Source organism: Propionibacterium acidifaciens (assembly GCF_003798325.1).
Taxonomy (GTDB): Bacteria; Actinomycetota; Actinomycetes; order Propionibacteriales; family Propionibacteriaceae; genus Propionibacterium; species Propionibacterium acidifaciens.
In genome coordinates, this window is sequence record NZ_CP033719.1 from 1,593,147 (window position 1) to 1,618,101 (window position 24,955).

Consider the following 24,955-nt stretch of genomic DNA (forward strand, 5'->3'; position numbering starts at 1 on the left):
TTCTCTGAATTGACGAGACGAGGCTTGATGGAAGATTTTCATTTCGTATCATTGGGGCCTGTTTCCGGGGATTCTTGTCGGTGTATCCATTGTCACTCCTAGATTGTTCATGAAATAAGAATCGGCGCGCGAAATATTTGATGCGATGTCATCATCGGACATACCTGCCGATCTCAAAGCTTCCTCGGCGATCCTCCGTTCATCTCCGTAAGTGCCACCACCGGGCTGGCGTTGCACTTGAGTCGCTTTGTAATGAGGACTCCCAATTTCTGTGGATGGTCCTTCGAGCTGTACTGCAGGAGCATCTCCACGGCTGTATCCAGGAAGGTCTCGCACGGCTGCATCCTGAATTATGTGATGGGCATCTTTAGCTCCAGCTGATCTTAGATCATTGTAGGTTGGAGTGCATTCGTTGTTGTGTGCGAGGGTCCAGTGGGTTCCGGTGCGGACGTCGTGGTTGTGGGTGCCTGCGACGCCGAGGTTGTGGACGGTCTCGGTCGTGCCGGTGGATTGGAGGGTGGTGACTTCGGTGGTGGTGCCGTCGGGTCCGCGGAGCCGGTCGCCCTGGTGGAGCCGGCCGGCGGGGGTGAAGCCCCTGTCCTCGACGTAGAGGGGGTGGTTGCTGGTGGTGACGAGTTCACCGGCGGTGGTGGACACGCGCAGGGTCGCGACCTTGTCGTGGGTGAAGGTGCGTTCGACGCGGCTGGTGGTGTCCTGCCCGGTGTCGGGGTCGACGGAGGCGACCCGGTCGCCCTCGGTGACGTCCTCGATGTTCTTGGCGGTGCCGTCGGCCATGAGGACCTGGGTGCCGGCGCGGAAACAACCGATCTCGGTGACCCCGGAGACCTTCGAGAGAGCCCCGCCCGCGGCGCCCAGACCCCCGCCGCCCAGGGCCCCGCCGCCGGTGGCCTGCGCAAGACCACCCGCAGTGTGGGGCCCGGGGCCGGTCAGATAGGTCAGGCCCCCGGACAGGCCGCCGCCCGCGGCCCCGGACGCGGCGCCGGCCAGGATGTTGCGGCCCAGGCACGAGGTCATGGACTCGGTGGCCGCCCTGACCCCGGCGTAGGCGCCGCCGCCGGCCAGGCCCGACACGGCCCCGACAGCGGTGTCGATGCCGACCCGACCCCAGTCGACGGCCCCGTTAGAGGCCTTCTGGGCGGCGATGCTGACCCCGCCCGACATGAGGGCCCCGGACGCGGCCATGAGCCCGAGCCCGGCCCCGGCGCCGACGCCGGTGCACATGAGCGCGACCCCGGCCGCGACCGCGGCGCCGGCGGCGATGTACTCCCAGTTGTTGCTGACCCAGTCCCCGGCCTTCTCCAGACCGGTCTTGTGGGCGTCGCGCCAGGCGTTCATGTCGGCGTCGGTGAGGGGGCGCAGCCCGGCCGGGTCGGACAGGTTGACCGGGTCGTTTCCTGCGTAGGAGTACGGGTTCGCGGCCCAGCCGGCCCCGAGCACCGGCGGGAGCGGGTCGGGGGACAGGAAACCGGCCGTGGCCGGGTCGTAGACCCGCGCCCCCATCCACTCCATCCCGGCGACGGTGAGCCCGCCCGTGGCGGTCAGGCCGACCCCGCCGGGCAACCAGCCGCCAGCGTCGTCCGCCTGCGACCCGCCCGTGGGCGCCCAAGCCGTGTCGGGCCCCTGCCAGGGGTCGACGGGCCGCCCGTCCCGAGTGCTCCGGGCGCCGGTCAGCCAGCCGGGCTCGGGGCCGCCGACACCGAGGCCGACGCCCGCCACGTCGATGACCGGGACGTCCCCGAGGCCGGTCATGGCGCCGCCGCCGGCGGCGGTGTCCCACCACACGGGCAGGTCATCGACCGCGGCGAGCTCGCCGAGCGGGCCCACGTCAAGACGGCGGGTCCGGGCCCGGACCCGGTCCCCGTCATGGATGATCTCGGTGACAGACTCCAGCCTGCCGCGGCCGTCCCAGCCGAACAGGCGCTCCCCGTCGGGTCCGGCCTCACGGACCCGACGTCCTCCGCCGTCATAGTCGTAGACGGTCTCGCCGCGCCGGTCACGGCTGGCGCGCAGCCTGCCCGCCGGGTCGTAGGCGTACTCGGTGGCCCGGCCGTCGAACTCGTGACGGGTCAGACGCCCGTTCGCGTCCCACCGCCACGCGCCGGTGAACCCCTCACTGTCACGGGACGCGACGAGCTGACCGGCCGCGTCGTACGTGTACTCGGTACGGATCCCGTCCACGGTCCGAGCCCTCACGCGCCCGTCCCGGTCACGCTCGAAGCCGGTGGACTGGATGAACCCGCGCCGGTCCACCTCGTGGGCCACCACACCGCCGCCCTGCCAGACCCAGCGTGCGTGGAGCCCGTCAGCGTCCAGAGCGGTCACGCGGCCGATCTCGTCACGGGCGATGGTGGCCCGCCCGAGCCCCGGGTGCTCGACCGCGCTGACCCGGTTGTCGGTGTCGTACTCGTAGCGGGTGACCGTGCCGTCCGGGTGCGTCATCGAGGTGCGCAGCCCGTCGGCGTTGTAGCCCCACCGCACGGTCTGCCCGTCGCGGGCCCGTTCAACGAGCCGGCCCAGCCCGTCCCACGTCAGGGTGTCCGTGCGCCCGCTCCGACCCGTCAGGGTGAGGGTACGGGCCCCGAAATCCAGCATCCGGGACACCAGCGGGGCCCCGTCCGCGAGAACGCTGCTCAACCGGCCCGACGCGTCATAGGTGAACTCGAGTCGCCGCCCGGCCCCGTCGACGCGGGCCGCGGGCCGGCCCGCCGCGTCCCACCCGTACCGGGTGGTCCGCCCGTCCGGCCCGGTCATGCTGAGCGGCCGGCCCATCGGGTCACAGACACACACGGTCCGCCCGCCCATCGGGTCGACCAGCCCGACCCGCCGGCCGGACCCGTCATACTCGAAACGAGTGGTCCCGCCCAGCGCGTTCGTCACCGCCACCAGCTGCCCGGCCCTGTCATAGCAGAACCGCCGCCGCCCGTTCCACGTGTCCCGCACCCAGCTGATCCGCCCGCACCGGTCATAACCGAACCGGGTCCGGCCCCGGCCCGGCTCGACCCGCTCGATGACCCGCCCGCACGCGTCGAACCGTGACGTGACACGCTCACCGGTCGGCCACCTCTCCGAGACGATCCGACCGTCCGCGTCATGACCGACCTCGTACCGGCGCCCACCCACACTGACCGTCGCCGACCAACGCCCACACGCGTCATACTCATACCCGAAACATTTCCCGCCCGGCTGCCTGACCCGCACCTGACGGCCCGCCGCGTCCCTGTCGATCCGAGTGACCCCGCCGGCCGCGTCAATGACCTCCACCGCACGCCCGCACCGGTCGTACCGCACCCGAGTGACCGAACCATCCTCGCCGGCCTCCTCGACCACCCGGCCCAGCCCGTCCCGACGCGCGGAACGAACCGATACCGGATCAGCCGCCCGGACAGGCAGACCCGCCCCGTCATACCCGAAGGCCTGCACCACCCCAGACGGATCCACAGTGCCAGTCAGGTTCCCGCACACGTCGTACGACAACTCGGCCCGACCACCGGCCGCGTCCCTCACCTGACACAACCGGCCCAGCCCGTCATGAACGAACCCCCACCAGGACCCATCCGGCAGAACCGTCCCAGCCAGATTCCCCAGATCATCCCACTCCTGCTCCAGACGCCGCCCCAACGGATCCGTCGTGGCCTCCTCAGCCCCGCCGCCCGTACTCGGTGACAGTCCGGCCCCCGCCCGGGTCCACCACCACGGCCAGACGCCCGGCGGCCGTGTACTCGAACCGCCACAGCGCCCCGTCCGGGTCCCGCCGCGACACCAGCCGGCCCGCCCCGTCATACCGGTACTCGGTCCTGTGTCCCAGCGGGGTCACCGCCGCGACCACACGGCCCGCCCCATCACGTTCGAGCCGGGCGGTGCCACCGGCCGCGTCAGTCGACGACACGAGATCCCCGTACCCGTCATAACCCAACCGCACCGCCACACCGGCCGGATCGGTCACCTCGACCAGCAGGTTCCGGTCCCAGGTCAGGCGGGTCACCCCGCCCTCCGGGTCCGTCACCGTCGACGGATTCCGGCCGGCCCCCTCATACCCGTACGTCGTGACCGCCGGCCCAGACCCGCCGCCGGCGGCACCGCTGGTGTTCCCACGGCCGGCGCCGGCGCTGCCGGCGTCGGACGCACCCGCACCAACCCCACCACCACGGCCGGCGCCGGTGGTGTCGGTGACCGCGACCCGCACGACCCGGTCCAGACCGTCCCATTCGTAGTCGGACCGGGCCCCCGACGGCTCCAGGCGCGTGACCAGCCGGCCCCGCCCGTCATACCGACACACCGTGGCCGCCCCGTCACGGCCCGTCACCAGAACCCGGTTGCCCCACCGGTCCCAGCCGACCGACTGGCGGTTCCCGTCCGTGTCGACCATCCCGACCAGACGCCCACGCTGGTCATGGACCCACGTGTTCGCCCGGCCCCCATCCCCATCAGCGACCTGCGTCACGCCACCGGGCAGATACGTGTAGTGCGAGACCCGCCCGAACCGGGACCGCTGCGACGTCACCTGCCCCCGCCCGTTGTAGGTGTTGACCACCTCGACCACACCATCCGGATCCGTGACAGTGGCGATGAGACCGGCCTCGTTCCACCCGTAGGTACGGGCCCCGGCTGCGGTCCGGGCCTCTGTGAGTCTGCCGGCCGGGTCGTAGCCGTAGTCCACCCGCCGTCCGTCGCTGGCGGCCAGGGCGGTGACCCGAGTCCCCTCCGGGTCCCACTCCACGGTGATGGCCCGGCCCCGCTCGTGGGTGAGGCCGACCAGCCGGCCCCCGTCCCACTCGTAACCCACCCGGGTCCCCGCCCCACGAGACACCGACACGGGCCTGCCGGCCCGATCAAAACACCACCGGCCACCCGCACTGTCAGACACCACAAACCCACCAGCAGCAGCGCCCGCGGCACCACCAGCGCCCGCGGCAGCAGAAGCAGCGGCTGCGTCGGCGGGGGAGTCGTCCCCGGCGGCAGAGGCGGCGGCATGCGCGCCCGCCATGGCAGTGCCGGCAGCACCGGAGGAGCCGTCACCGGCGGCAGGGGAGCCCCCGACACCAGCGTCTGCGGCAGCAGCGGTACCGGCGGCGTCCTCGGCAGTACCGGGGCCGGTGGCGTCGGTGGTGTGGAGCCAGAAACTGTCGCCGTCGGCCCGGTCCCAGCCGCCACCGAGTCTCGGGAACACGACATGCCGGCCGGAGGGCTGCACCCACACCGCGCCGTCGTCGTTGATGAGTAGTCGTTGGTCGGCGGTGGAGGCCCAGCCGGGCCCGAACGCCCCGATACCGGTCGACAGGGAATTGTACACGCGTTCGAACCCCAACGACGCGGCCCCGCCGTCGAACGACAGGTCGGTTTCGGGTTCGATGAAGTTCCCGGTCGTCGTGTTGACCGGGTCGTCCGCATACCCGGACGTCTGCGGGTCGCCCTGGATGGTGGGGGCGGTCACGTCGACCGGCTGGCGGGTCTGGTTCACGCCCGCGGCCTAGAGGGACGCGTCGAGGGCCGCGTCCGAGACCGCCGAGACGACCCCGGAGGCGCCGGCGGCCTCGAACGCGTCCGCGACCGTGTCGACCCAGCGGGTCTCGTTCGTGTTGTTCAACCCGAACGTGGCCAGCGCGGCCGTGATCCCGGAGGTGTCGATGCTGCACCAGGAGCATTTCGTCTGGAAGTCGGTGATGGCCCCGTCGAGGGTGCCCTTCTGGGTCGTGACGGTGTCGTTCGCGCCGGTCACGTTCGACGAGTACGCCCGCAGATCATCGGGCCGGGCCGAAGACACGCCCCCCGCCGGGCCCGGGGCCGGCTCGGACCAAGTCGCCACGGTGGGGGCCTGCGCGTCCACCACTGGTCTCGCGGGCGGGCCCGCGGGGGGCTTGTCGCCGTTGGACACCCAGTCCCAGCCTCTTTTGAGGATGTTCTCCCGGTCCTGCCGGTCGGCCCATTCCTTGGCCTGCCGCCGGCGGTCGCGTTCGGACTGGGCGGCGTCCTTCATGGTCTGCACGTCGACCGCCAGCGCGTCCAGGGCCGACGCGATGTTCGTGCAGTCATCACAGGCCGCCCTCGCGTTCGCGTCGAACACGTCCCCGTAATGGCCCTCGAAATCCGTCGACGCCGCCGACGCCCACCCCGACCGCGAGGCCGCCTGCCCCGACAACGTCCCCGACAAGACCGTCGCCGCCGACCTCAACGCGTCCGCCGCCGCATCATCGAACGGCACGTCCTCGTCATAGGCTCCAAGCCTGTCCGAATACTCAGCCATGGGGACACCTCACAGCGGCCGCATAGGGGGTGCACGGCCGCCAAGCCAGCACGCTAGACCCGGACACCGGCACCCGTCACCGGCTCCCGGCCCGGGCGGGCCCGAACAGGGGAAAGAATCAGGGGACTCCCTCAGGGGGGCGGGGCCCGGGTCCCCCACAGGCGCACGGGACACGGGCCGACGGAAATCCCGTAGTCCCTCAACGCCCAGGGTCCCCCCACGGGCGCACGGGACACGGCACGCCGGGACGAAGCCTGGCTGCGATGAGATCCCAGCGGGAGCACGAGGCCACGCGCGCGTGGTGCACGCCGTGAAGGATGCGCGCCAGGCCACCGCGGGGCCTGGGCCACGCTCCGCGGAGCACCCGACACGGTTCTGGCCGGTCGTCCTTCAGTGGATGCCCGGCTTCAAGGGCCCCGACGGGGCGCTGCGCGGGGTGAAATCGACGGAAACCGCCCCTGCGCCCGGATCGTCGTCCCGGCCGCGGGTGAGAATTGAGCCATGACCGACACCGCTGCCGCCAGCCCAGCCCGCCTCGCCGTGCTCACCTCCGGCGGTGACGCGCAGGGCATGAACGCTGCCGTTCGCGGTGTCGCGCGCACTGCGATGAGTCGGGGCGCCGAGGTCTTCGCCGTCTACGAGGGCTACCAGGGTCTCGTCGACGGGGGCGACGCGATCCGGCGCTTCGCATGGGGGGACGCCGGGAACATCCTGGGCCGGGGCGGCACGTCCATCGGCACCTTCCGCTCGAAGGAGTTCCGCACCCGGCAGGGCCGTCTCAAGGCCGCGAAGAACCTGGTGGAGCGCGGGATCGACCGTCTTGTCGTGATCGGCGGCGACGGTTCGCTGACCGGCCTGGACGCCTTCCGCGCCGAATGGCCCGGGCTCATGGACGAGCTGGCCGACGCGGGGCTCATCAGTCCCGAGATGGCCGCCGCGCACCCGGCCCTCATGATCGCCGGCCTGGTCGGCTCGATCGACAACGATCTCGTCGGCACCGACACGACGATCGGGGCCGACTCCGCCCTGCACCGCATCGTCGACGCGATCGACGCCATCACCGCCACCGCCGCCAGTCACCAGCGCTGCTTCGTCATCGAGGTCATGGGTCGCCACTGCGGCTACCTGGCGCTCATGAGCGCCATCGCCGGCGGTGCCGACTACGTCCTCATCCCCGAGCTGCCGCCGGCCGACGGCTGGGAGGAGCAGATGTGCGCCGAGCTGCGCCGCGGCCGGGCCGCGGGCCGGCGCGAGTCGATCGTCGTCGTCGCCGAGGGGGCGCAGGACCGCACGGGCGAACCGATCACGAGCGAGTACGTGCGCGCGACGATCAGCCGCATCAACGGCGAGGACGCCCGCCTGACGAACCTCGGCCACGTGCAGCGCGGCGGAAAGCCGAGCGCCTACGACCGCTGGGCCAGCACCTGGCTCGGCTACTCGGCGGCCCTCGAGGCGCTCACCGCGGGCCCCGCCACCGAGGGCGTCGTCCTGGGCATCCGAGGCTCGGAGATCGTGCGTCTGCCTCTGGCCGAGGCGGTCGCGAGGACCCGACGGGTGCCCGAGCTCATCGCGGCCGGCGACTACGACGCCGCGATGGGCCTGCGCAACGAGGACTTCACCGACATGGCGCGGATCTTCACCGAGCTCACCCACCCGAACCGGGTCACGACGAAGGAGGACTCCCCGCGCGTGGCGATCCTGCACGCCGGTGGCCTGGCCCCGGGCATGAACACGGCGGCCCGAGCCGCGGTGCGTCTGGGCATCGCCCGGGGCCACACCATGCTGGGCGTGCGCAACGGCTTCACCGGGCTGCTGCGCGGCGCGGTCGACGAGCTCGGCTGGGAGGACGTCGAGGGCTGGACCGGCGTCGGCGGCGCGGAGCTCGGTCTGCGCCGCGACGTGCCGGGCGTCGAGCAGTTCTACGCGATCAGCCGGGCGCTGGAGGACCACCGGGTGGACGCCCTCATGGTGATCGGCGGCTGGAACGCCTATCAGGCGGCCCACCTCATGCAGGGCGAGGCCGACCGCTACCCGGCCTTCCGCATCCCGATCGTCTGCGTGCCGGCGACCATCGACAACAACCTGCCCGGCAGCGACGAGACCATCGGCGCCGACTCCGCCCTCAACGAGATCGTCGACGACATCGACCGCATCAAGCAGTCGGCGGCGGCCACGACGCGCTGCTTCGTCGTCGAGACGATGGGCCGCCACTGCGGCTACCTCGCGCTCATGGGCGGCCTGGCCGGCGGGGCCGAGCGCATCTACCTCGACGAGGACGGCATCGGCCTCGACCAGCTCAACCAGGACGTGCGCTGGCTGCGCGACTCCTTCGGCCGGGGGCGCCGCCTGTTCCTCGCGGTGCGCTCCGAGAGGGCCTCCGAGTCGTACACGACCGACTTCCTGGGGCGCCTGTTCGAGGGCGAGAGCCACGGCCTGTACGACGTGCGGACGAACATCATCGGGCACGTGCAGCAGGGCGGCGAGCCGAGCCCCGCCGACCGGCTGCTCGCCACGCGGATGGCCGCGGCGGCCCTCGACGTGCTGGCCCGCGAGCTCGGCGCCGACGAGCCGACGGCCCGCTACCTCGGCCTGCGCGGCGGCCGGATCGAGGACCACCCGCTGGCGCACATGACCGAGTACGTCAACAGCGTGAAGCGCCGCCCCCGCACGCAGTGGTGGATGGAGCTCCGTCCGGTCGTTGCGGCGGTGGGCAGGGAGCCGTCCTCGTGAGCGCGGCCCGGCGCGGACCGACCGGCGGCTCCTCGGCGGTGGAGTCGTTCGTGCCGGCACGGCCCGGTCGATCACGGTCCGGTCGATGATCCACCGCGCTCCGGGCAGGTTGCGGGGCCCGCATCGGGGCCTCGCGTGGGCGGGGTGCGGCCCGTGCGGGAGCGGTGCGACCGCGCGGTGCTCGAGGGTCTGCCCGCATGGGCGGGCGCGGTCCGACATCCGCGTCACTGCTCCGGGCGCACCCGGGGGGCCGTCCGCTGGCCCGGGCGCTCCCGCCCTCGAATGGCATGCGACTAGGCGAGACGCGCACGCTGGCGGCCCTCCATCACCTCCTGCAGCAAGATGATCGTCTCCTCCTGGAGGTCGGTCCCCGTGGCCCTGGCCGCCCTCGTGACCTGGAGGACGAGCCGTTCGGCCTCGGGCCGGTTCCCGGCCAGGTGCTCGGCGCGCAGCAGCGTCCTCAGAAGGTGCTCGTCGTCGGGCGCGGCGGCCAGGGCGGTGCCCACCGCCCGACGGGCGCCGTCGAACTCGCCGCGAGCCAGCAGACGCTCGCCCAGCTCGACGCCGATGTCGCGGATCGTCGAGATCATGTCCGAGCGCATCCGCTCGGCCCAGGCCCACTCGCCGGGCGCGGCGTCGGCGAGCGGCGCGCCCCGCACCATCGTCAGGGCCCGCTCGAGCACGTCGTCGCCGACCCGGTTGACGCCCGGCGTGATGAGCAGGCGCAGCCGCTCCCAGTCCGAGCTCACCTGCGGGTGCAGGGCGATGCGTCCGCTGTAGGCATCGGGCAGGTAGGGCTCGCCGTCCTCGTCCGAGCCGAGCCAGGCGCGCAGACGGGACATGTTCGAGCGACGGGTCGTGTCGGCCACGAGGAGCTCGCGGGTCATCCTGGCGGCGGTGCCGGCCGGGTTCTCGAGGATCCAGGCGCAGTACTCCTGGCACTGGCGCACGGCCCGCGCCGGGCGCGGCCCCCGCGCGCCCAGCAGCTCGACGGGGCCGAGCAGCCGCAGGAACGGGGCCGGTGGGACGGTGTCGGTGATGGGTGCGGGCGGCACGGCGGTCTCCTGACTGGGCGCGGATGCGGTGCCCCGGCGCAGGGGCACGATGTCATCGGGGAGGTCGGGGTCGGTCGTCCACCACCAGGCCTTCGTGTACTCGGTGCTGTCGGCGGCGTCGAGGAGCTCCTCGACGCCGCGGCGCGCGGGCGCCATGACCAGCTCGGGGCTGAACTCGCGGCCGGCGAGCCGGGCCCGCCACTCGGCGAGCTCGAGCCCGGCCGGTTCGCCGGGCTCCGGCGGGGCGATGACGCAGACGCCGACCCTGACGAGCTCGTCGGCGCCGACCCCGCAGGGCTCGTCGAGCAGGACGACGATCGGCTCCCAGGCCTCGGCCACCTGCGGGTCGGCCCGCAACTCGGCGGCGCCGCCGCGCCCCAGCAGTGCCGAGCGCCTGTCGACGAGGCGCTCCAGCTCCCGCGCCAGGTGTGCCCCGTCCGGCGCCACGGCGATCCGCGGGCTGTCCAGGCGGGCCAGCCAGGCGCAGTCGGGACCGACGCGCACCTGGGCGGGCGGGCCCGACTCGTCGGACAGCTGGATGGCGACCGAGGCCCGCAGGCCGTCCGCGAGTTCGGGGTGCCGTGCCGCGACGGTGAGCAGGCCGCTCGCCAGCAGGTCCACGTCGACGGGCCCGTCGGGGGACGAGCCGAGCCGCACCGGCAGCGCGCCGCCGGTGTTGCCGCCGGTGTCTCCCCCTCCGCCGCCGACGGGGGCGACCGGCCCGGGCCGACGGACGGTGCCTCCGCCGCCGCCGCGCCGGACGGCCGGGTCGTCCCGGTCGCCGGCGCGTCCCGGGCCCGCCGCGACGGCGGCCAGGGCCGCCCCCACATGGGCTCCGCGCTCACCGGTCGACGGGCTGCGACGACCGACGGGCCGGGCGTTGAGCTGCCAGCGGCGCCGGGCCGCCAGCGCCGCGACGAGAACCCCGGCCGTCGTCGCCCCGATCGGCCCGACGAGCAGGCGCAGGTGCTCGGACAGCTCCTCCTCGTCCGCCAGGGGCCGGGCCCCGCCCGCCTCGGCCGGCGCGTCCTCGGCAGGGGGGCTCTCGGCGGGGGGGCTCTCGGCGGGGGCGTCTCCGGCGGGGGTGCTCCCGACCGGCTCGCCGGCCCGGGGGGCCGCGCGGTCCGGGCCCGCCCGCTGCCCGTCGTGCCGGGTCTGACCGTCCGGGTCCTCGTGCCCGTCCCGCCCCGCCGGGTCCGTCGCGGCGCCGGGCCCGGCCGGCACCGCGAGCACCTCGCCCGGCCGGATGAGCGCGGGATCGGCCACCTGCGTGTTGAGCGCGGCGATCTGCTGCCAGCGGGCCCCGTCGCCGAGCTCGGAGCGTGCGATGGACCACATGCTGTCGCCCTCGTCCACCGCGACGGCGATCGTGCCCTCGTCGGCGTTCCGGTCGTCGACGCGGTGGGAGAGCGGGCGCGCCGGGGCGCCCCCGTCGGGGCCGCCGCCCGCAGCGGCCGGGGCCCCGACGCGGACCGGCCCGGGTATCTCGAGCACGGTGCCGGGCCGGAGCGGGTCGAGCGGGGAGAGGACGATGCTGCGGTTCGCGTCGACGATGCGCCGCCAGTCCTCGCCGACGCCGTAGTAGCGCTCGGCCAGGCCCCACAGGTCGTCCCCGTCGGCCACCGTGTGCTGCACGGCGTCCGGCCCGGGCCCCGTCACGGGCCCGGCCTCGGTCTGCTCGGCGGGGGCGGGCGTCGCGGCCTGGGCGGCCGGGGGCGGCGGCGCCTGGTCGGCGGCCCGGACCCCGGGAGCCGGCTGCGACTGCGTCGCGGCGAGCCCGGCGATGGAGGCGACGAGCACCGCCGCCAAGGGCGCGAACAGCCCGGCGCCGGGCAGGTCGAGGCGCACCGCGCCGCGGGTGAGGAGCCCGATCGTCTCGCAGACGAGCGAGGCGACCAGCAGCAGCCAGGCCAGCCAGCCGAGCAGTGTGAGGACGACGAGCACGAGCGAGCCGTCGTCGGGCCGCGTGAACAGCCGGGCCCACGGGATCCGGCCGAGCAGGTCGAGTCGTCCCCAGTGGACGAGCGCCCAGGCGCCGCCCGGGACGAGGGCGACGAGGACGGCGCTCGCCGCGAGCCGCGCGAGGAGTCTTCTCATGGTTGCCGCTCCCTGAAGCTGTCGAGTCGGGACCCGGCGCGCCCCTTCACGGTGAGCGCGCCGGGCATGGGGATCAGCAGATCCGTGAAGGGCACCTCGCAGGTGACGGCGGCGACGACGTCGCCGCCCTGTCCGGGCGGGGCCGAGAAGGCCGAGACGTCGATGTCGACCGTCGGGGCCGTGCAGCTGCTCCCCACGGTCCCGAGATCGGCGTCGATCGCCGCCGACGCGGCCTGCTCGGCCTCCGCGCCGCTGCGCGCGAGGGTCGCGGCGCGGGCCCCCGCGGCGGCGGCCTCGCGCACCTGCGAGCGCACCGACCACAGCCGCCACCCCGCGGTGAGCAGGGCGATCACCGCGACGACGGCGGGAACGACGATGACGAGCTCCAGGCTCGCCGAGCCGCGCTCCTCGCCGTGGCGGATTCGTGCTCGTGGATCGCTCATCGCTCCTCCTGTCACTGCTCCTGCCGGGCGCGCCCGGCCCTCAGCCGCGCTCCCTGGCCCGCGTCGAGCTCGCGCCTACCCGGGCCAGCCCGAGGTCGAGGGCGAGCGGAACCCGGGCCCGGACCGTCACGGTGACCTGCGTCGGCCCGACGTCGACGGAGGTCGTCACGTCGGCCAGCTCGCCGGTCATCGACCGGACGACCTCCTCGGCCCTGCCGGGGCCCTCATCGGCGAGGGCCTGCGTCTCGGCGGCGGTCATCGCCGCCTGCTGGACGATGCTGCGGGCGTGCAGCCACACGCCCGCGTCGACGGCGCCGAGCAGGGTGAGCATGATCGCCGGGGCCAGCACGGCCCACTGGATCGACTGGCTGAGGCCCCGCTCGTCGCGGCGCCCGTGGCTCCCGCTCTGTCCGCTCCGCTCGCGGGCCCGGCGTCCCGGGAGCCCTCGACGCGGGCCCGTCCGGCGGGCCTTGGCGGTCATGACGGCATGTGCGCCGTGACGTAGGCGCGCACGGCGGCCACGACGACGCCCGCGACGGCCACCGCGCCGGCCAGCAGGACGGCGTTCTCGGTGGACTGCGACAGGCCCCGCTCGTCGCGGCGGGCGCGCGGGGCCGGCCCGACGAGGACGCCGACGAGCAGCGCGCCGAGACGCGCCACGGGGGCGGGGAGCACGGGGGCGGGGAATCGGTCGTTCATGACGGTCTCCTTCAGGGGTGGGGTGGGACGGATCCGGTGCCCGGCCTCAGGCCAGGCCGGCGAGTCTGAGCAGGGGAGGGGCGATGAAGGCCAGTCCGAAGACCATGACCGGCAGCGCCATCCAGATGGTCATCCGCTCGCTGACCTCCTGGGCGGCGGCGCGCTCGGCGGTCAGATGGGCGTCGCGCAGCTCCTCGACCCGGGCGGCGAGCGGTTCGGTGAGCGAGGCGCCCTGGTCGTCGAGCTGCATGATGTCGGCCAGGTCGGTCAGTGCCGGGAGCCTCAGCTCGTCGGCCAGCGACCGCAGCCCCGACCACGGGGTGCGCTGCTCCAGGCCCGCCTGCGCCAGGACGCCGCGCACCCGGCGGAACACCGGCGCGTCCGAGACCGCGGCGGCCGCCTCGAGGGCCTGCGCGCCCGAGCGGTTCGACATGCGCTCCAGCAGCACGAGGTCGAACAGGGTGAGCAGCGCCTCGTCCGCCGCGAAGCGGGCCCGCTCGGCGCCGCGCCGCAGCGCCACGTCGGGCCAGCACCAGCCGGCTGCGGCCGCCACGACCGACAGCCCGCCCGTCGGGGCCGGCAGCGGGGCGCCCATGAGGGCGCTGAGCGCCATGACGAGCACCGGGGCGCCCAGTCCGGCGAGGGCCAGGACGATCTTCTCGGCCACGAAGTCGCCGATCGACCGGTCGTGCAGCCCCAGCAGCCGGGTGGTCCGCCCGCCGAGCGGGATGCGCAGGCGCGTGTACGCCCCGGCGCCCAGCCGCTCCAGGGCGCTGTCGGCGTCGTGCACGAGATCGGCCTGGGCGGGCGCCTGCTGCGGGTCTCGCCCGTCGAGGACGGCGAGGGCGTCGCCCATCCGCACGGCCCGCCGGACGGCCCCGAGGAGCACGAGGAAGAGACCGAGCCCGAGGAGGAGCCCGGCGGACGAGGCGATGACGAGGGGCTCAACGATCATGACGACCACCCGCCGTCTGGAGGACGCGCTCGCGGCGCCGGGGGCGGGCCACCGCACGCAGCATGACGAGGGAGCCCAGGTAGGCCGCGAGGAGCAGCGCCCCCACGAGCTGCCCGACCCCGGAGGCGTACGGGGCCATGTAGCCGGGGCTCACCAGCGCCACGCCGGCGAGCACCGCGAGCGTGATGACCGTGACCTGGCGCACGACGATCCGCGGCTTGGCCCGCTCCGTCTCGGTCTCGCGCAGCGCGGCCAGCCGCCTGCGCGTGTGCTCGCCGAGGGCGCGCAGGGCGCCGGCCGAGCCGGTGCCGCCGCGGCGGGTCGCGACGATGAGCGCAGCGATGACGGCGTCGGCGTCGGGGCTCGCGAGCTCGTCGGCCATGGCGCGCAGCGAGGCGTCCAGGGTCCAGCGCGCGTCGAGCCGGGCGATCACCGCGTTCACCGGCCCCCGCAGGACGACGGGCAGCTGCGCCCTGGTGGCGCGGATCGCGTCGACCGTCGACTTCCCCGTGGAGGCCGAGCCGATGAGCAGCCGCACCCACCGGTCGAGCGCCTCGAGGACGAGGAGGTCCCGGTTGGCGGGGCCGGCCAGCAGGGCCGGGAGCACGAGGACGAGCGCCGGCACGCCGGCCAGGACGAGCGGCTGGCGGGTGAGGGCGAAGCCCGCGAGACCGCCGGCGGCCGCCGCGGCGAGCCTGACCCGCCGCGCCCGCGGGGCCGTCGTCCACCGCGAGGAGGCCCGGGCCTGCAGATCCGCGAGGACGCCCGCGCCCGGTCCGGGCCCGAGCCCCAGGACGAGCGAGACCGCGCCGATGAGGAGCAGCGTCGCGCTGGCGGCGACGAGCGCGGTCATGGCCGCGCCCCCTCGCCCGCGAAGGGCGCCAGCTCGGCGAGCAGCTCCTCGCCGGGGTCGAAGACCTCCGGTTCGCCGTCGCGCCCGGCCCGGTAGACCAGGTGCGTCACGGGGCGTTCGCCCTCGACCGCGCCCGTCAGCGAGCGGATCTCGCCGATGAAACGGCGCCGGGGCCCGCCGCGCCAGCTGTCGTCGAGCAGGGTGACGTGCACGAGCAGATGGATGTTGTAGGCGATCTGCCGGTAGGCCTCGTCCAGGCGCAGCACCCCGCCGGCCGCCACCCGGGCGGCCAGCCGGTCCATCGTCGAGGCCGCCGAGTGCGAGTGCGTCGTGGTGAGCGCGCCGGCCCCCGACTGCATGGCCTGGAGCATCGCGCCCGCCTCGTTGCCGCGCACCTCGCCGACGACGAGCCGGGCGAGGTTCTGCCGCAGCGCCTCGGGGATGAGATCGGCCACCGTGTACTCGCCGATGCGCCGCCCGTCGATCACCTCGCCGAGACCGACCGTGGCCTGGAGGGCCACCATGTTGCGGCGCCGCGGCTGCAGATGGGTGAGGAGCTCGTAGTCGGTCTCGAGGGTGCCGAAGCGCTCCGTGTCGGGGATCGCATCGACGAGGGCCCGCAGCAGTGTCGTCTTGCCGGCGCCCTGGTCGCCCGAGATGACGATCGACAGGCGCGCCAGCACCGCGCGGCGCAGCAGGTCGGCGACCTCGCGGGGCATCAGCCCGCCGGCGGCCAGCCGGCCCAGGCTCACGTCGGTGAGCAGGTGCTGGCGGATGATCACCGAGGGCCTGTCGGCCAGCCCGAAGCCGATGGCGTGCAGGCGGAAGCGGTCGCCGACGGCCACGGTGATCGTCGGATGGGCGTCGTCGAAGGGCCTGGGCGGGTTCGCGTTCTCGCCGAGGAAGCGCACCGCCGCGACGAGCTCCTCGTCCGAGTCGGCGACCGGTGCGAGCTCGCGGCGCCGCCCGTCGCCGAACTGGGCGACGACGGTGTCGAAGCCGTGGATCTCGATGTTCTCGGCGTCGGGGATGTCGAAGACCGGCTGCATGCGCCCGTAGCCGAAGATCGCGTCCTCGACCGCCTTCGCGTACCGCCGCTCGAGCGCCAGCGGCCACAGCGCCCGGCCCGAGCGGGCCAGCTCGTCGGCGTGCTCGTGCACGGTGCGGACGATGATCGAGCGGCCCATGAGGCGGCGGTCCTCGGGGGCCATCGTGCGCCGGTGCTCCAGCTCCCACTGCTCCCGGCGCTCGGTGATGAGCTCGGATGCCGTGGCGCGCAGGGCGATGACGACCTGCCAGTCGGGCTCCGCGTCCTCGTCGAGGGCCTGCGCCGGGCCCGTGCCGCGCCGGGCCCTACCCGCGCCGTCGGCGCCCGGCCCGGGCGCGAGACGCGCCGAGGGCGCGGCCTCGGGCCGGCGGGGGCACTCCGGCGCGGTCGACGGCGCGCCCGCGGGGCCGTCCTCCGCGGAGCCCCCGGTCGTACCCGTGCCGGCCTGCTTGCGTTCGCGCAGCGCCCGGGCCGCCCAGCCGGGCGGCGGGGGCGCGGTGCGCAGGCCCGAGAACGCCAGGCCCAACCCGATCCCGGCAGGGTCGGCAGGCCCGGGGCTCCTCGACTCGTACGGGTTCATCGGGCACCCCCGATCGGCGCCGGGACGCGGCCGTCCCCGCGCACCACGGCCGCGGGGGCGCCGTCCGCCCGTTCCCCGCCCGCCGCGCCGTCGGGCCGGGGAGCCCCGCCCGGGCCCAGCGACGAGGCGAGCGCGGACGCGGCGGCCCGGGCGCCGCGCAGCAGGCCGCGCTGCTCGAAGCGCCGCGGCGCCGTGACCCCGTCGCTCAGCACCGCCGCCTGCTCGGGCCGCCAGCCCAGGTCGGCGACGACCGGCAGCCCCAGCTGCCCCGTGATCTCGGCGTCGCCGTACGGCATGCCGGGGCCGACGACGAGGAATCCCGGCTGCGCGCCCGACGCGGCCTCCTCGAGCGAGGAGCGCAGGTCGTCCAGGTGCAGGCGCACGGCGGCCAGCGAGCGCAGGGTGCTGCGCACGACGACGAGCACGGCGTCCGCGGCGGCGAGCAGCGGGCGGGGCAGGCCGCCGCGGCCGATCCGCCCGGCGTCGACGATCACGTCGACCCCGCTGCCCGACAGCGCCGCGAGGGCCTCGGCCAGCTCGACCCAGACCGGCTCGAAGACGACGGCCGAGCCCGGGTGGGTGAAGCCGGGCAGGAAGCGCCGGACAGGCGCCTGCTCCGCCGCGTCCGCGCCCTCGGGCCCGGGGTCGAGAAGGGGAACGGTGCGGCCCCACAGCAGCGGGGCGATCGGCTGCAACTCGCGGTGCGCCTGCGCCAGGTCGACGAGTCCCCGCGAAGCGACGGGCGCCGCGCGCAGCCAGCCGGCCTGCACCGCCTGGGCCGGGTCGCGGTCGCAGTCGACGAGCAGCACGCCGCGCGGCCAGCCGAGCGCCAGGGCCAGCGCCGAGGTCGTGACGCCCGGGGACCCCGTCGCCGAGCACAGCATGACGAGGGCCATCACGCGCCTCCCGTCTGGACGACGACGAGACGGCCCACCGAGGCCAGCCCGGCCAGGTGGAGCGCGACATCGGTCCGGACCTGCACGTCGAGCGACCAGGAGCCGTCGCTGGCCTGGACCGGCGTGCTGACGACCATGCCAGGGCTCTGCTCCTTGGCCAACTCGGCGTCGGGGTCGTCGTCGGGCGCGGGGGCCGTGGCGAGCACGACGTCCGCACCCGGCACGAGGGTGCTCGGGACGCGGCCCGCGGGCAGGTGGAGGCCGATGACCGAGGTGCCCGGGGCGATCGCCGAGTCGCCGATGGAGTCGGCCGTGACGAGGGCCCCGGACGGCAGGTCGACGAGCGCGGTGCGTCCGACGAGGGCGTCGAGGCGGTCGGCCGCCACGGTGGACACGCCGGACGCCGCGCCGATGCTCGTCGTGGTGAGGTCGCCGGCGCCGACCTGCTCGCCCCGGGCCAGCGCGCGGGCGACGACGATCACCTGGTGGGCGTGCGTCGTCCGCTGCCAGGCGACGGCGCAGCCCAACCCGCCGAGGCAGGTGCAGAGCAGGCCGATGAGGATGAGTCGCGGACTCCTGCGGGCGCGCAGCGAGGGCGACCCCGTCCGCTGGAGGAACGCGGGGATCTGATGCGTTGGAGCAGCCATGGGGGTGGGCCTTTCGCGGGGACCGTCATTGGTTCCGTACCCGTACCCAACCCGCTGCGCGCCCCGCAGCACAAGAGCCCGCGGGAAATGTGGACAACTTTCCCGCTCCGTCGCCCCGCGCGGGTGGCCGCGTCCCGCCCGCCGGGCCGGCGGACCCGGGTGGTGCTCACCGGGCGGTCCCCGGGGCCGCCCGGGGGCCGGCTCCGGGACAATGGGAGGGATCGTCGTCCGTCAGGAGCACCAGCCCATGTCAGAAGCCATCACCGCGCCGGGAGCCGGCACCGCAGCGAGGACGAAGGACCCCGTCGACCAGGTGCCCCCGGTCGGTCGGCTCGCCGTCCTGGGCGTCCAGCACGTGCTGGCCTTCTACGCCGGCGCGGTCGTCGTGCCCCTCGTCATCGCCAGCGGGCTCGGCCTCGACTCGGAGACGACGATCCACCTCATCAACGCCGACCTGCTCACCTGCGGCATCGCCTCGATCATCCAGTCGGCCGGTCTCGGCCCCCGGATCGGCGTGCGCCTTCCGCTGCTCCAGGGCGTCACGTTCACCGCGGTGAGCCCTCTCATCGCCATCGGCCTGGCCAACGGCGGCGGGGTCGCCGGCCTCGGCGCCATGTACGGCTCGATCATCGTCGCCGGGCTTCTCACCTTCCTCGCGGCGCCCCTGTTCGCGAAGCTCCTGCGCTTCTTCCCGCCCGTGGTCACCGGCACCCTCCTGACCATCATGGGCACCACCCTCATGAACGTCGCCGCCTCCGACATCGTCTCGTGGGGGACCGGGGCCGCCGAGGGCCAGGACGCCGCCGCCCTGACCGTCCGCGGGCTGTGCTACGCCCTGCTCACGCTCGCCGTCATCGTCGTCGTCCAGTGGCTGTCCAAGGGCTTCGTCGCCACCATCTCCGTGCTCATCGGCCTCGTCGCCGGCACGCTCGTCGCCCTGGCCCTCGGCGACGCCGACTTCTCCGCCGTCGGCCGGGCGGGGGTCGTCGGCGTCACGACGCCCTTCCACTTCGGCCTGCCGCGCTTCACCGTGGCGGGCATCGTCTCGATGGTCATCGTCATGGCGATCACGGCCGTCGAGACCACCGGCGACGTCTTCGCCACCGGCGAGGTCGTCGGCCGGCGCATCACCTCCCGGCACATCGCCAACGCCCTGCGCGCCGACGGCCTGTCCACCCTGCTCGGCGGCGTGCTCAACTCGTTCCCCTACACCTGCTTCGCGCAGAACGTCGGCCTCGTGCGCCTGTCGCGTGTGAAGTCCCGCTGGGTCGTCACGACCGCGGGCGCCGTCATGATCGTGCTGGGCCTCCTGCCCAAGGCCGGGGCCGTCGTCGACTCGATCCCCTCGCCGGTCATCGGCGGCGCCTCGCTGGCCATGTTCGCCTCCGTCGCCGTCGTCGGCATCCAGACCCTGCGCACGGTCGACCTGCACGACAACCGCAACTCCGTCATCGTGTCGACCTCGATCGGGCTGGCCCTGCTCGTCACCCTCCAGCCCCGGCTCGCCACGATGGTGCCCGGCTGGCTGCAGATCCTCTTCGGCTCCGGTGTCACCCTCGGAGCCGTCGTCGCGATCATCCTCAACATCCTGTTCTTCCATGTCGGCCCGCACCGCACGCCCGACGTCGCCGTGAGCGACGGCCGGCAGGTCGACCTCGAGGGGATCAACGCGATGAGCCCGGACGCCTTCGCCGCCGCCTTCGCCCTGCTGTTCAGCGGCGCCGTCTGGCCCGTCGAGCGAGCCGCGCAGGCCCGGCCCTTCGCCTCGGTCACCGCCCTGCGCGAGGCCTTCGAGGACGCCGTCCTCACAGCCGCCCCCGATGAGCAGAAGTCCCTCGTGAACGGCTACGTCGACATCGTCGATCTCGTCGCCGCGGACGCCGACGGCCGGACGGCGGACGACCAGCAGGCGCAGGTCGACGTCGGGTCCATCGACCTCGACCGCATGGATGACGTCCAGCGCGGCGAGCTCGCGGCGGCCTCGGCCGCCTACCGCGAGCGCTTCGGCATGCCGCTCGTCGTCTGCGTGGCCAACCTCGCCTCCCGCGAGCAGCTCATCGCCGACGCCTGGCGCCGCGTCGAGCACTCGCCCGAGCTGGAGCGCCGCGTCGCGCTGGGCCAGGTCGTCGAGATAGCCGAGAACCGCTTCGACCGGCTCGTCGCTGACGCGAACCCGGTGCGCACCGCCTGGTCCCGCAAGTTCGAGCAGCTCGAGAACTGAGTTCCGGGCGTCCTGCGACCCTTGAACGCAGTCACAGCGCGTGCGCGCGGATCGTGCACGGGTGGCGCTGTCAGCCGCATGCGGGGACGGGTCGGGCCGTCGAGCCCGCACTGGGGGCGCCCCGGATCCGGCGAAGGACGCGGCGGCGCTCCACGGGCGGGCCCGGCGGTCGCCTGGCGTGGCACGACTCCCGACCGGGTCGATCAGTTCTCGGCCGGTGCCGTCGGCGCCCCGTCCGGCCCCGCCGCGTCCTCCCCGGTCTTCTCGGCCTCGTCGGCGGCGAGGACCAGGTAGACCTGCCTGCGCGTCGCATCGAGGAGCTCGGCGACCCTCCGCCGCTGGGCCTGCGTGCCCGAGCGGGCGGCCTGCGCGACGGCGCTGCGCAGAGCCCCCATCGCCGGGCGCAGATCGAGCGTGCCGGCCATGTCGCGCGTCATGCGCTCCCAGGGGGCCGTTCCGGGGTGCTCGGCCAAGCGGCTCGTGCCGGCCTCGGTGATCGTGTAGATCTTTTTGCCGCCCTCGCCCTCCTGACAGCTGACCAGGCCCTCGTCGGCCATCGCCTGCAGTGCCGGGTAGATCGAGCCCGGCCCCGGCTTCCACAGATTCCGCGATCTGTCGGCGATGGCGGTCATGACCTGGTAGCCGGTGGACGGCTGCTCGGCGATGACGCGCAGCACGGCCTGGCGCACATCGCCGCGGCGCCCGCGGCCCCGTCCGGGGTGCGGCGGAGTGGGCCGCCCCCAGCCGTCACGGGGCCCGCTGTCGGGTCGGGCGCCCATCGGGGGCCTGCCTCCCCAGGGGTCCCGGGGGGCCTGCTCGTCCCAGTCGTCGCGCCCGTCCCAGGGGCCGCAGGGCCCATCGGCGCTGCCCCACGGCCCGCACCCGCCGCGCCGACGGCGCCCTCTGGCCTCGTCGTGGGGCGTGCGGTGCTCGTCGTCCCTGCCGGCGCCGGGGCCGTACGGGGGACGCCCGCGGCGCCGGCTCTCGGCCCCGGCGCGACCCTCGCAGTCCTCGTGGCGGTGTCGGCTGCGTCCTGCCGGGCCGTGCCCGATGTCGTCCGGGTTCATGGCCATGTAGTGCTCGAAACGCCTTCTCATGATTCTGTCCTTGCCTCTCGTGCCCTTGTCGGGTGATGCTCGTGATGGTCGTCGGGCTCCTCTGGGCTCTTCGCGCGCCGGGTGGGTTCGCTCTGCCCCGCCTGCGGATGGTCGCCGGGCTTCCCGGGGCCCTTCGTGCGTCTGCCGCCCCGTACGGGGTCGACGAGCCGTCCGGATCGGGCCCGTGCGGCGGCCCAGGAACATGGACGCCCGGCCATCATGTCGATGTATCGAATGCTACTTCGATACATCGACACAATCAAGAGTGCACGGCCGACGGGCGGGGTCGAGCGCGGGGTTGCGGCCCGGAACCGCAGTCACAGCGCCGGCGCGCGGATTGTGCGCGGGTGCGCGCTGCCAGCCGCATCCAGGGACGCCCGCCGCGCCTCCGGAGGGCGTCAGCGGGTGCGAGGGCGCGTCTCGGGGTCTGGGAACGCTTGCCGAGCCACGGATCGACGTCAGTCCCGCTCGGCCGGTTCGTCGAGCTCGGCCAGCCAGACGCGGGCGTTGTCCCGACGTCTTGACATGTTTCGCACGGCCGGGACATCGGCGCCGAGGACAACGCCGTCGACCGTACAAGGAGATCATCCGGAGCCTCCCCTAGAGCCCATTTCGGTCCGGCTTCACCGCACCACCGGCTTCGGTCCAATCCACGATCCGGTGGTTCCGGGCGTCCAGCACCGCGCAGCAGAAGGTTCAGCCGCCCGTTCCTCCGGGTGCGTGATGACGGGAACCCAACCGGCCCGCCCCTCAGTATGGATTCGGCGTCGAGCCAAGTCGACAGGGAGGCTTATGCAGAACTTAATTCCATGGGCCTGCTGGCTAGGTGTTTCACTTGGATTGTGTCAAGGTTTTGCATAAACCTCAAAGACGCGGGATGTGCTCGGGATTGAGGAGAACTCACTGTCTTCAGTACTGAGAACGAATTCACGATGCCTATCGATGTGGCCCGAGGAATCTGTCACCATCGAGATGGATCATGTGGGTCGGGTTGTTTGCGACCCAAGCCTCGGTCTCCCAGGCAAGGTCGACGAGGAATTTTCTCATGATTGCGAGAGTAGGGAAGCAGGAGACGTAGATGAGCTTCGCGGTGCAGGATGCGAAAATGGTCGAGAGCTCGCTGTGACGGATGTGGTCGATTGGTCCGTGTGTGGACGCGGCCTCCATGAGAAAGAGCCAGTTCTTATCGGGTTCGTGCACGATCAGGTCCGGGAACTTTCCGTGCAAGTCGAGCTGGATTTCCAGAGAGGCAAGTCGCTGTTGCTCGAAAAGCATGAGTTTTGCATCTGCGTCTCCGACGTAGAGGACTTCTCCGCCGGGAATGAAGTAGGCACAGAAATCCTTTATCATGTCCCTGAGCAGGACGTTCTGACCACCGCCTTTAAGATCGATGGTCCTGCCGCCGGGCAGGGTGACTGGTATGCGGGTCATCTCGCGCACCGCTGCATACCTAGTGGCCAATCCGGGCGCGTCCGCGAGGTACTCACCGACCGCTTGCTCGAAATCTGGTGTACCGAACTCTCGGATCACTAGGAGTGCCTCGGGATTGATGCGGTAGTTGTTGAGTGAGGAATTGGTCGGCCGGGAAGGATCATCGTCGTTGTGGAGGCAGAACCCGGCATCCACGAACTGATGCAGGACGAAACGACGGACGGTCTCACGGGAATTCTCCGCGATCGGATGCTCCAGCCTCTCACGCATCCAGTCCATGATGGCTCGGACTCCGAGGCGTTCTCCAGTGGCCTTTGACCAAGGCGTGTTCTCGTCGACGCCGGCGAGTGCCATGAGGGTGCGGCCTGCCATTTCGTTGGTTCGTTTCGTGTCGAACTCGAGTGCGGTGAGGATCCGTCTGGCCTCCTCCATGGTGCTCACGCGGCCTTCCTCCTAGCGGCGAAGAGTTGTTCGACTGCAATGTCGATGTCGCTGTTCGTCCGAGCCAGCTCGAGGAGCTCGGCATGGCTGGGGAATCTCATGTGTCGCAGGTCGGTCGCGTTGACTTGAGTGTGTCCACTGAAGACGCGGAAGTAGTCGTCGACCCGGGTGGAGTTTAACCATATGGCCAAGCCGCGTGCGAGACCCGGGTCGAGTCCGTGCCCGGCCCGATGAATGTAGTTGAGCTTGTTGTCGAAGGCGGGGGCCCGGTCGTCGTCCCAGACGGCTGCGACGATGCGGCGCTTCTCCTCCTTCGAGGAGAAGCGCTTGACCAAGACGTAGACGCCCGCCGGAACGAGGAGTTTGCTCGCTGTTGTGGAATCGATCGCAAACCACTGGGGTTTTCTCAGTCTCGTGCGGGGGTGTTGGACTGTGCGTTCAACGATGTTGGCCGGGTAAATCATGGGGGAGCAGGGCTGGTCGGGGGAGTGGCGGAGCAGGTCGCGCGAGCGGAAATCCACCACTCGCCCAGTTGAAACCGTCAGTCCGAGGTCAGCGAGAGTTCGGGTCGCGCTCGCCATCCACGACACGGCATCGGCGTCTGACCGGCTGGCCGGGACGAACACGAAATCGGGTGTGACTACTTGGTTTCCGGGGACGATACGTTCAGCGGTTTCAGAGGCCTGATCGACCGACGAATAAAGTCGCACCGGTCCCTGGATTGCATTTGAGGTCACTGACACGATAATCGACTCTTGGAGCACGCCCATGTCTCCGAACACCGAGGAGCGCGATGCGAAAGTGTGGATCGCGTCGATGGCGGCGCGATCCAAGAGACCACGGCGGAAGGATTCATAGTAGGTGCCATTCATCCACGACCTCGGTGTGATCGCCACCATCTGACCACCTGGAGTCAATTGACGCGCTGCCAGCGCCATGAACCCCGCGTAGATGTTGGGGACGACGATCCCTGCATTGCGGAGCAGCACGTCGGCGGTGCTATCAACGCGGAGTTTATGGTAAGGCGGATTCTGAATGACAAGGTCGAAACGTTCGTCACTGGTCACGGCCCACGAGACGTAATCCTCGGCGATGAGGCGAGTCTCGGCCCCGAGCACGGAGCAGTCGTCTAGTGTCTCGCGCAGCGCTGGCAGCAGGGAGGTGTCGTCCTCGACGGCGGTTACGTGAACCCGGAGGCTTGGGGTGACGGTTGCGAGATGGCTGACCAGCGTTGCAGTGAGCATCCCCGATCCGGCGCCGGGATCGAGCACTCGCACGACTCCGTGATCGGGAACCTTGAGCAGACGGGCCATGATCTTGGCGACGGCGGTGGGCGTGAAGAACTGACCTCTCGCCGCTCGCTCGGTCTCGTCAAGATCGGCCAGCGCAGTTTCGCGCCTGCGGGCCGCGCGCCCCACCATGTCCATGACCATCACGGTACCGCTGACCGCCGACACGCCTGCGGTCGCGAGTCTGTCCGGTCCTCATCAGTCGCGGCTG

General features: G+C 72.9%; 17 protein-coding genes. 2 read left to right on the forward strand and 15 right to left on the reverse strand.

The window, feature by feature from the left end:
- Positions 1-48 precede the first annotated feature (48 nt).
- The 3 genes from EGX94_RS06670 to EGX94_RS06680 form a co-directional block, all read right to left on the reverse strand.
- Entirely contained in the window at positions 49-2,961 is a 2,913-nt protein-coding gene (locus tag EGX94_RS06670; RefSeq protein WP_226906085.1) for an RHS repeat-associated core domain-containing protein, read from the reverse strand.
- 697 nt (positions 2,962-3,658) lie between these two features.
- On the reverse strand, positions 3,659-5,479 hold the full coding sequence (locus EGX94_RS06675) for a DUF6531 domain-containing protein (RefSeq protein WP_021797433.1): 1,821 nt from the start codon (positions 5,477-5,479) through the stop codon (positions 3,659-3,661).
- Positions 5,480-5,488: 9 nt separating this feature from the next.
- Positions 5,489-6,262, reverse strand: coding sequence for a hypothetical protein (locus tag EGX94_RS06680; RefSeq protein ID WP_021797426.1), 774 nt, complete (start codon positions 6,260-6,262; stop codon positions 5,489-5,491).
- A 501-nt stretch (positions 6,263-6,763) separates the two neighbouring features.
- Here EGX94_RS06680 and EGX94_RS06685 point away from each other — a divergent pair.
- On the forward strand, positions 6,764-8,992 hold the full coding sequence (locus tag EGX94_RS06685; protein ID WP_021797430.1) for a 6-phosphofructokinase: 2,229 nt from the start codon (positions 6,764-6,766) through the stop codon (positions 8,990-8,992).
- A 293-nt stretch (positions 8,993-9,285) separates the two neighbouring features.
- Here EGX94_RS06685 and EGX94_RS06690 read toward each other — a convergent pair whose 3' ends face one another.
- The 9 genes from EGX94_RS06690 to EGX94_RS06725 are packed head-to-tail and all read right to left on the reverse strand — an operon-like array spanning position 9,286 to position 18,265.
- Complete coding sequence (locus EGX94_RS06690) at positions 9,286-12,144, reverse strand: LysM peptidoglycan-binding domain-containing protein (RefSeq protein WP_123826083.1); 2,859 nt, start codon at positions 12,142-12,144, stop codon at positions 9,286-9,288.
- Complete coding sequence (locus tag EGX94_RS06695; RefSeq protein WP_123826085.1) at positions 12,141-12,587, reverse strand: TadE/TadG family type IV pilus assembly protein; 447 nt, start codon at positions 12,585-12,587, stop codon at positions 12,141-12,143. The genes EGX94_RS06690 and EGX94_RS06695 overlap by 4 nt, the downstream gene beginning before the upstream one ends.
- A gap of 40 nt (positions 12,588-12,627) precedes the next feature.
- A complete protein-coding gene (locus EGX94_RS06700) occupies positions 12,628-13,068 on the reverse strand; it encodes a TadE family protein (protein WP_021796130.1) in 441 nt (146 codons plus the stop codon).
- Positions 13,065-13,286 (reverse strand): hypothetical protein, encoded by a 222-nt coding sequence (locus EGX94_RS06705; protein ID WP_021796128.1) that lies wholly within the window; start codon positions 13,284-13,286, stop codon positions 13,065-13,067. Before EGX94_RS06705 ends, EGX94_RS06700 begins: the two co-directional genes overlap by 4 nt.
- 46 nt (positions 13,287-13,332) lie before the next feature.
- Complete coding sequence (locus EGX94_RS06710; protein ID WP_021796131.1) at positions 13,333-14,241, reverse strand: hypothetical protein; 909 nt, start codon at positions 14,239-14,241, stop codon at positions 13,333-13,335.
- Positions 14,231-15,094: a type II secretion system F family protein gene (locus tag EGX94_RS06715; RefSeq protein ID WP_123826087.1), complete on the reverse strand. Its 864-nt coding sequence runs from the start codon at positions 15,092-15,094 to the stop codon at positions 14,231-14,233. Before EGX94_RS06715 ends, EGX94_RS06710 begins: the two co-directional genes overlap by 11 nt.
- A complete protein-coding gene (locus EGX94_RS06720) occupies positions 15,091-16,722 on the reverse strand; it encodes a CpaF family protein (RefSeq protein WP_081660615.1) in 1,632 nt (543 codons plus the stop codon). The genes EGX94_RS06715 and EGX94_RS06720 overlap by 4 nt, the downstream gene beginning before the upstream one ends.
- On the reverse strand, positions 16,719-17,618 hold the full coding sequence (locus tag EGX94_RS13395) for a hypothetical protein (RefSeq protein ID WP_051245445.1): 900 nt from the start codon (positions 17,616-17,618) through the stop codon (positions 16,719-16,721). Before EGX94_RS13395 ends, EGX94_RS06720 begins: the two co-directional genes overlap by 4 nt.
- Positions 17,618-18,265, reverse strand: a complete 648-nt coding sequence (locus tag EGX94_RS06725) for an SAF domain-containing protein (protein WP_021798156.1) — start codon at positions 18,263-18,265, stop codon at positions 17,618-17,620. Before EGX94_RS06725 ends, EGX94_RS13395 begins: the two co-directional genes overlap by 1 nt.
- Positions 18,266-18,512: 247 nt before the next feature.
- On the opposite strand from EGX94_RS06725, the gene EGX94_RS06730 reads away from it, so the two are divergent.
- Positions 18,513-20,486, forward strand: coding sequence for a solute carrier family 23 protein (locus EGX94_RS06730; RefSeq protein ID WP_021798154.1), 1,974 nt, complete (start codon positions 18,513-18,515; stop codon positions 20,484-20,486).
- Positions 20,487-20,689: 203 nt separating this feature from the next.
- On the opposite strand, the gene EGX94_RS06735 is transcribed toward EGX94_RS06730, so the two are convergent.
- From EGX94_RS06735 to EGX94_RS06745, 3 genes are all read right to left on the reverse strand, one after another.
- Positions 20,690-21,583, reverse strand: a complete 894-nt coding sequence (locus tag EGX94_RS06735) for a PadR family transcriptional regulator (protein ID WP_192962628.1) — start codon at positions 21,581-21,583, stop codon at positions 20,690-20,692.
- 936 nt (positions 21,584-22,519) lie between these two features.
- Positions 22,520-23,446, reverse strand: a complete 927-nt coding sequence (locus EGX94_RS06740) for a BsuBI/PstI family type II restriction endonuclease (RefSeq protein ID WP_043120198.1) — start codon at positions 23,444-23,446, stop codon at positions 22,520-22,522.
- Positions 23,447-23,451: 5 nt separating this feature from the next.
- Positions 23,452-24,912 carry an Eco57I restriction-modification methylase domain-containing protein gene (locus EGX94_RS06745; RefSeq protein WP_051245443.1) on the reverse strand — a complete coding sequence of 487 codons (1,461 nt, stop codon included), beginning with the start codon at positions 24,910-24,912 and terminating at the stop codon, positions 23,452-23,454.
- Positions 24,913-24,955 lie beyond the last annotated feature (43 nt).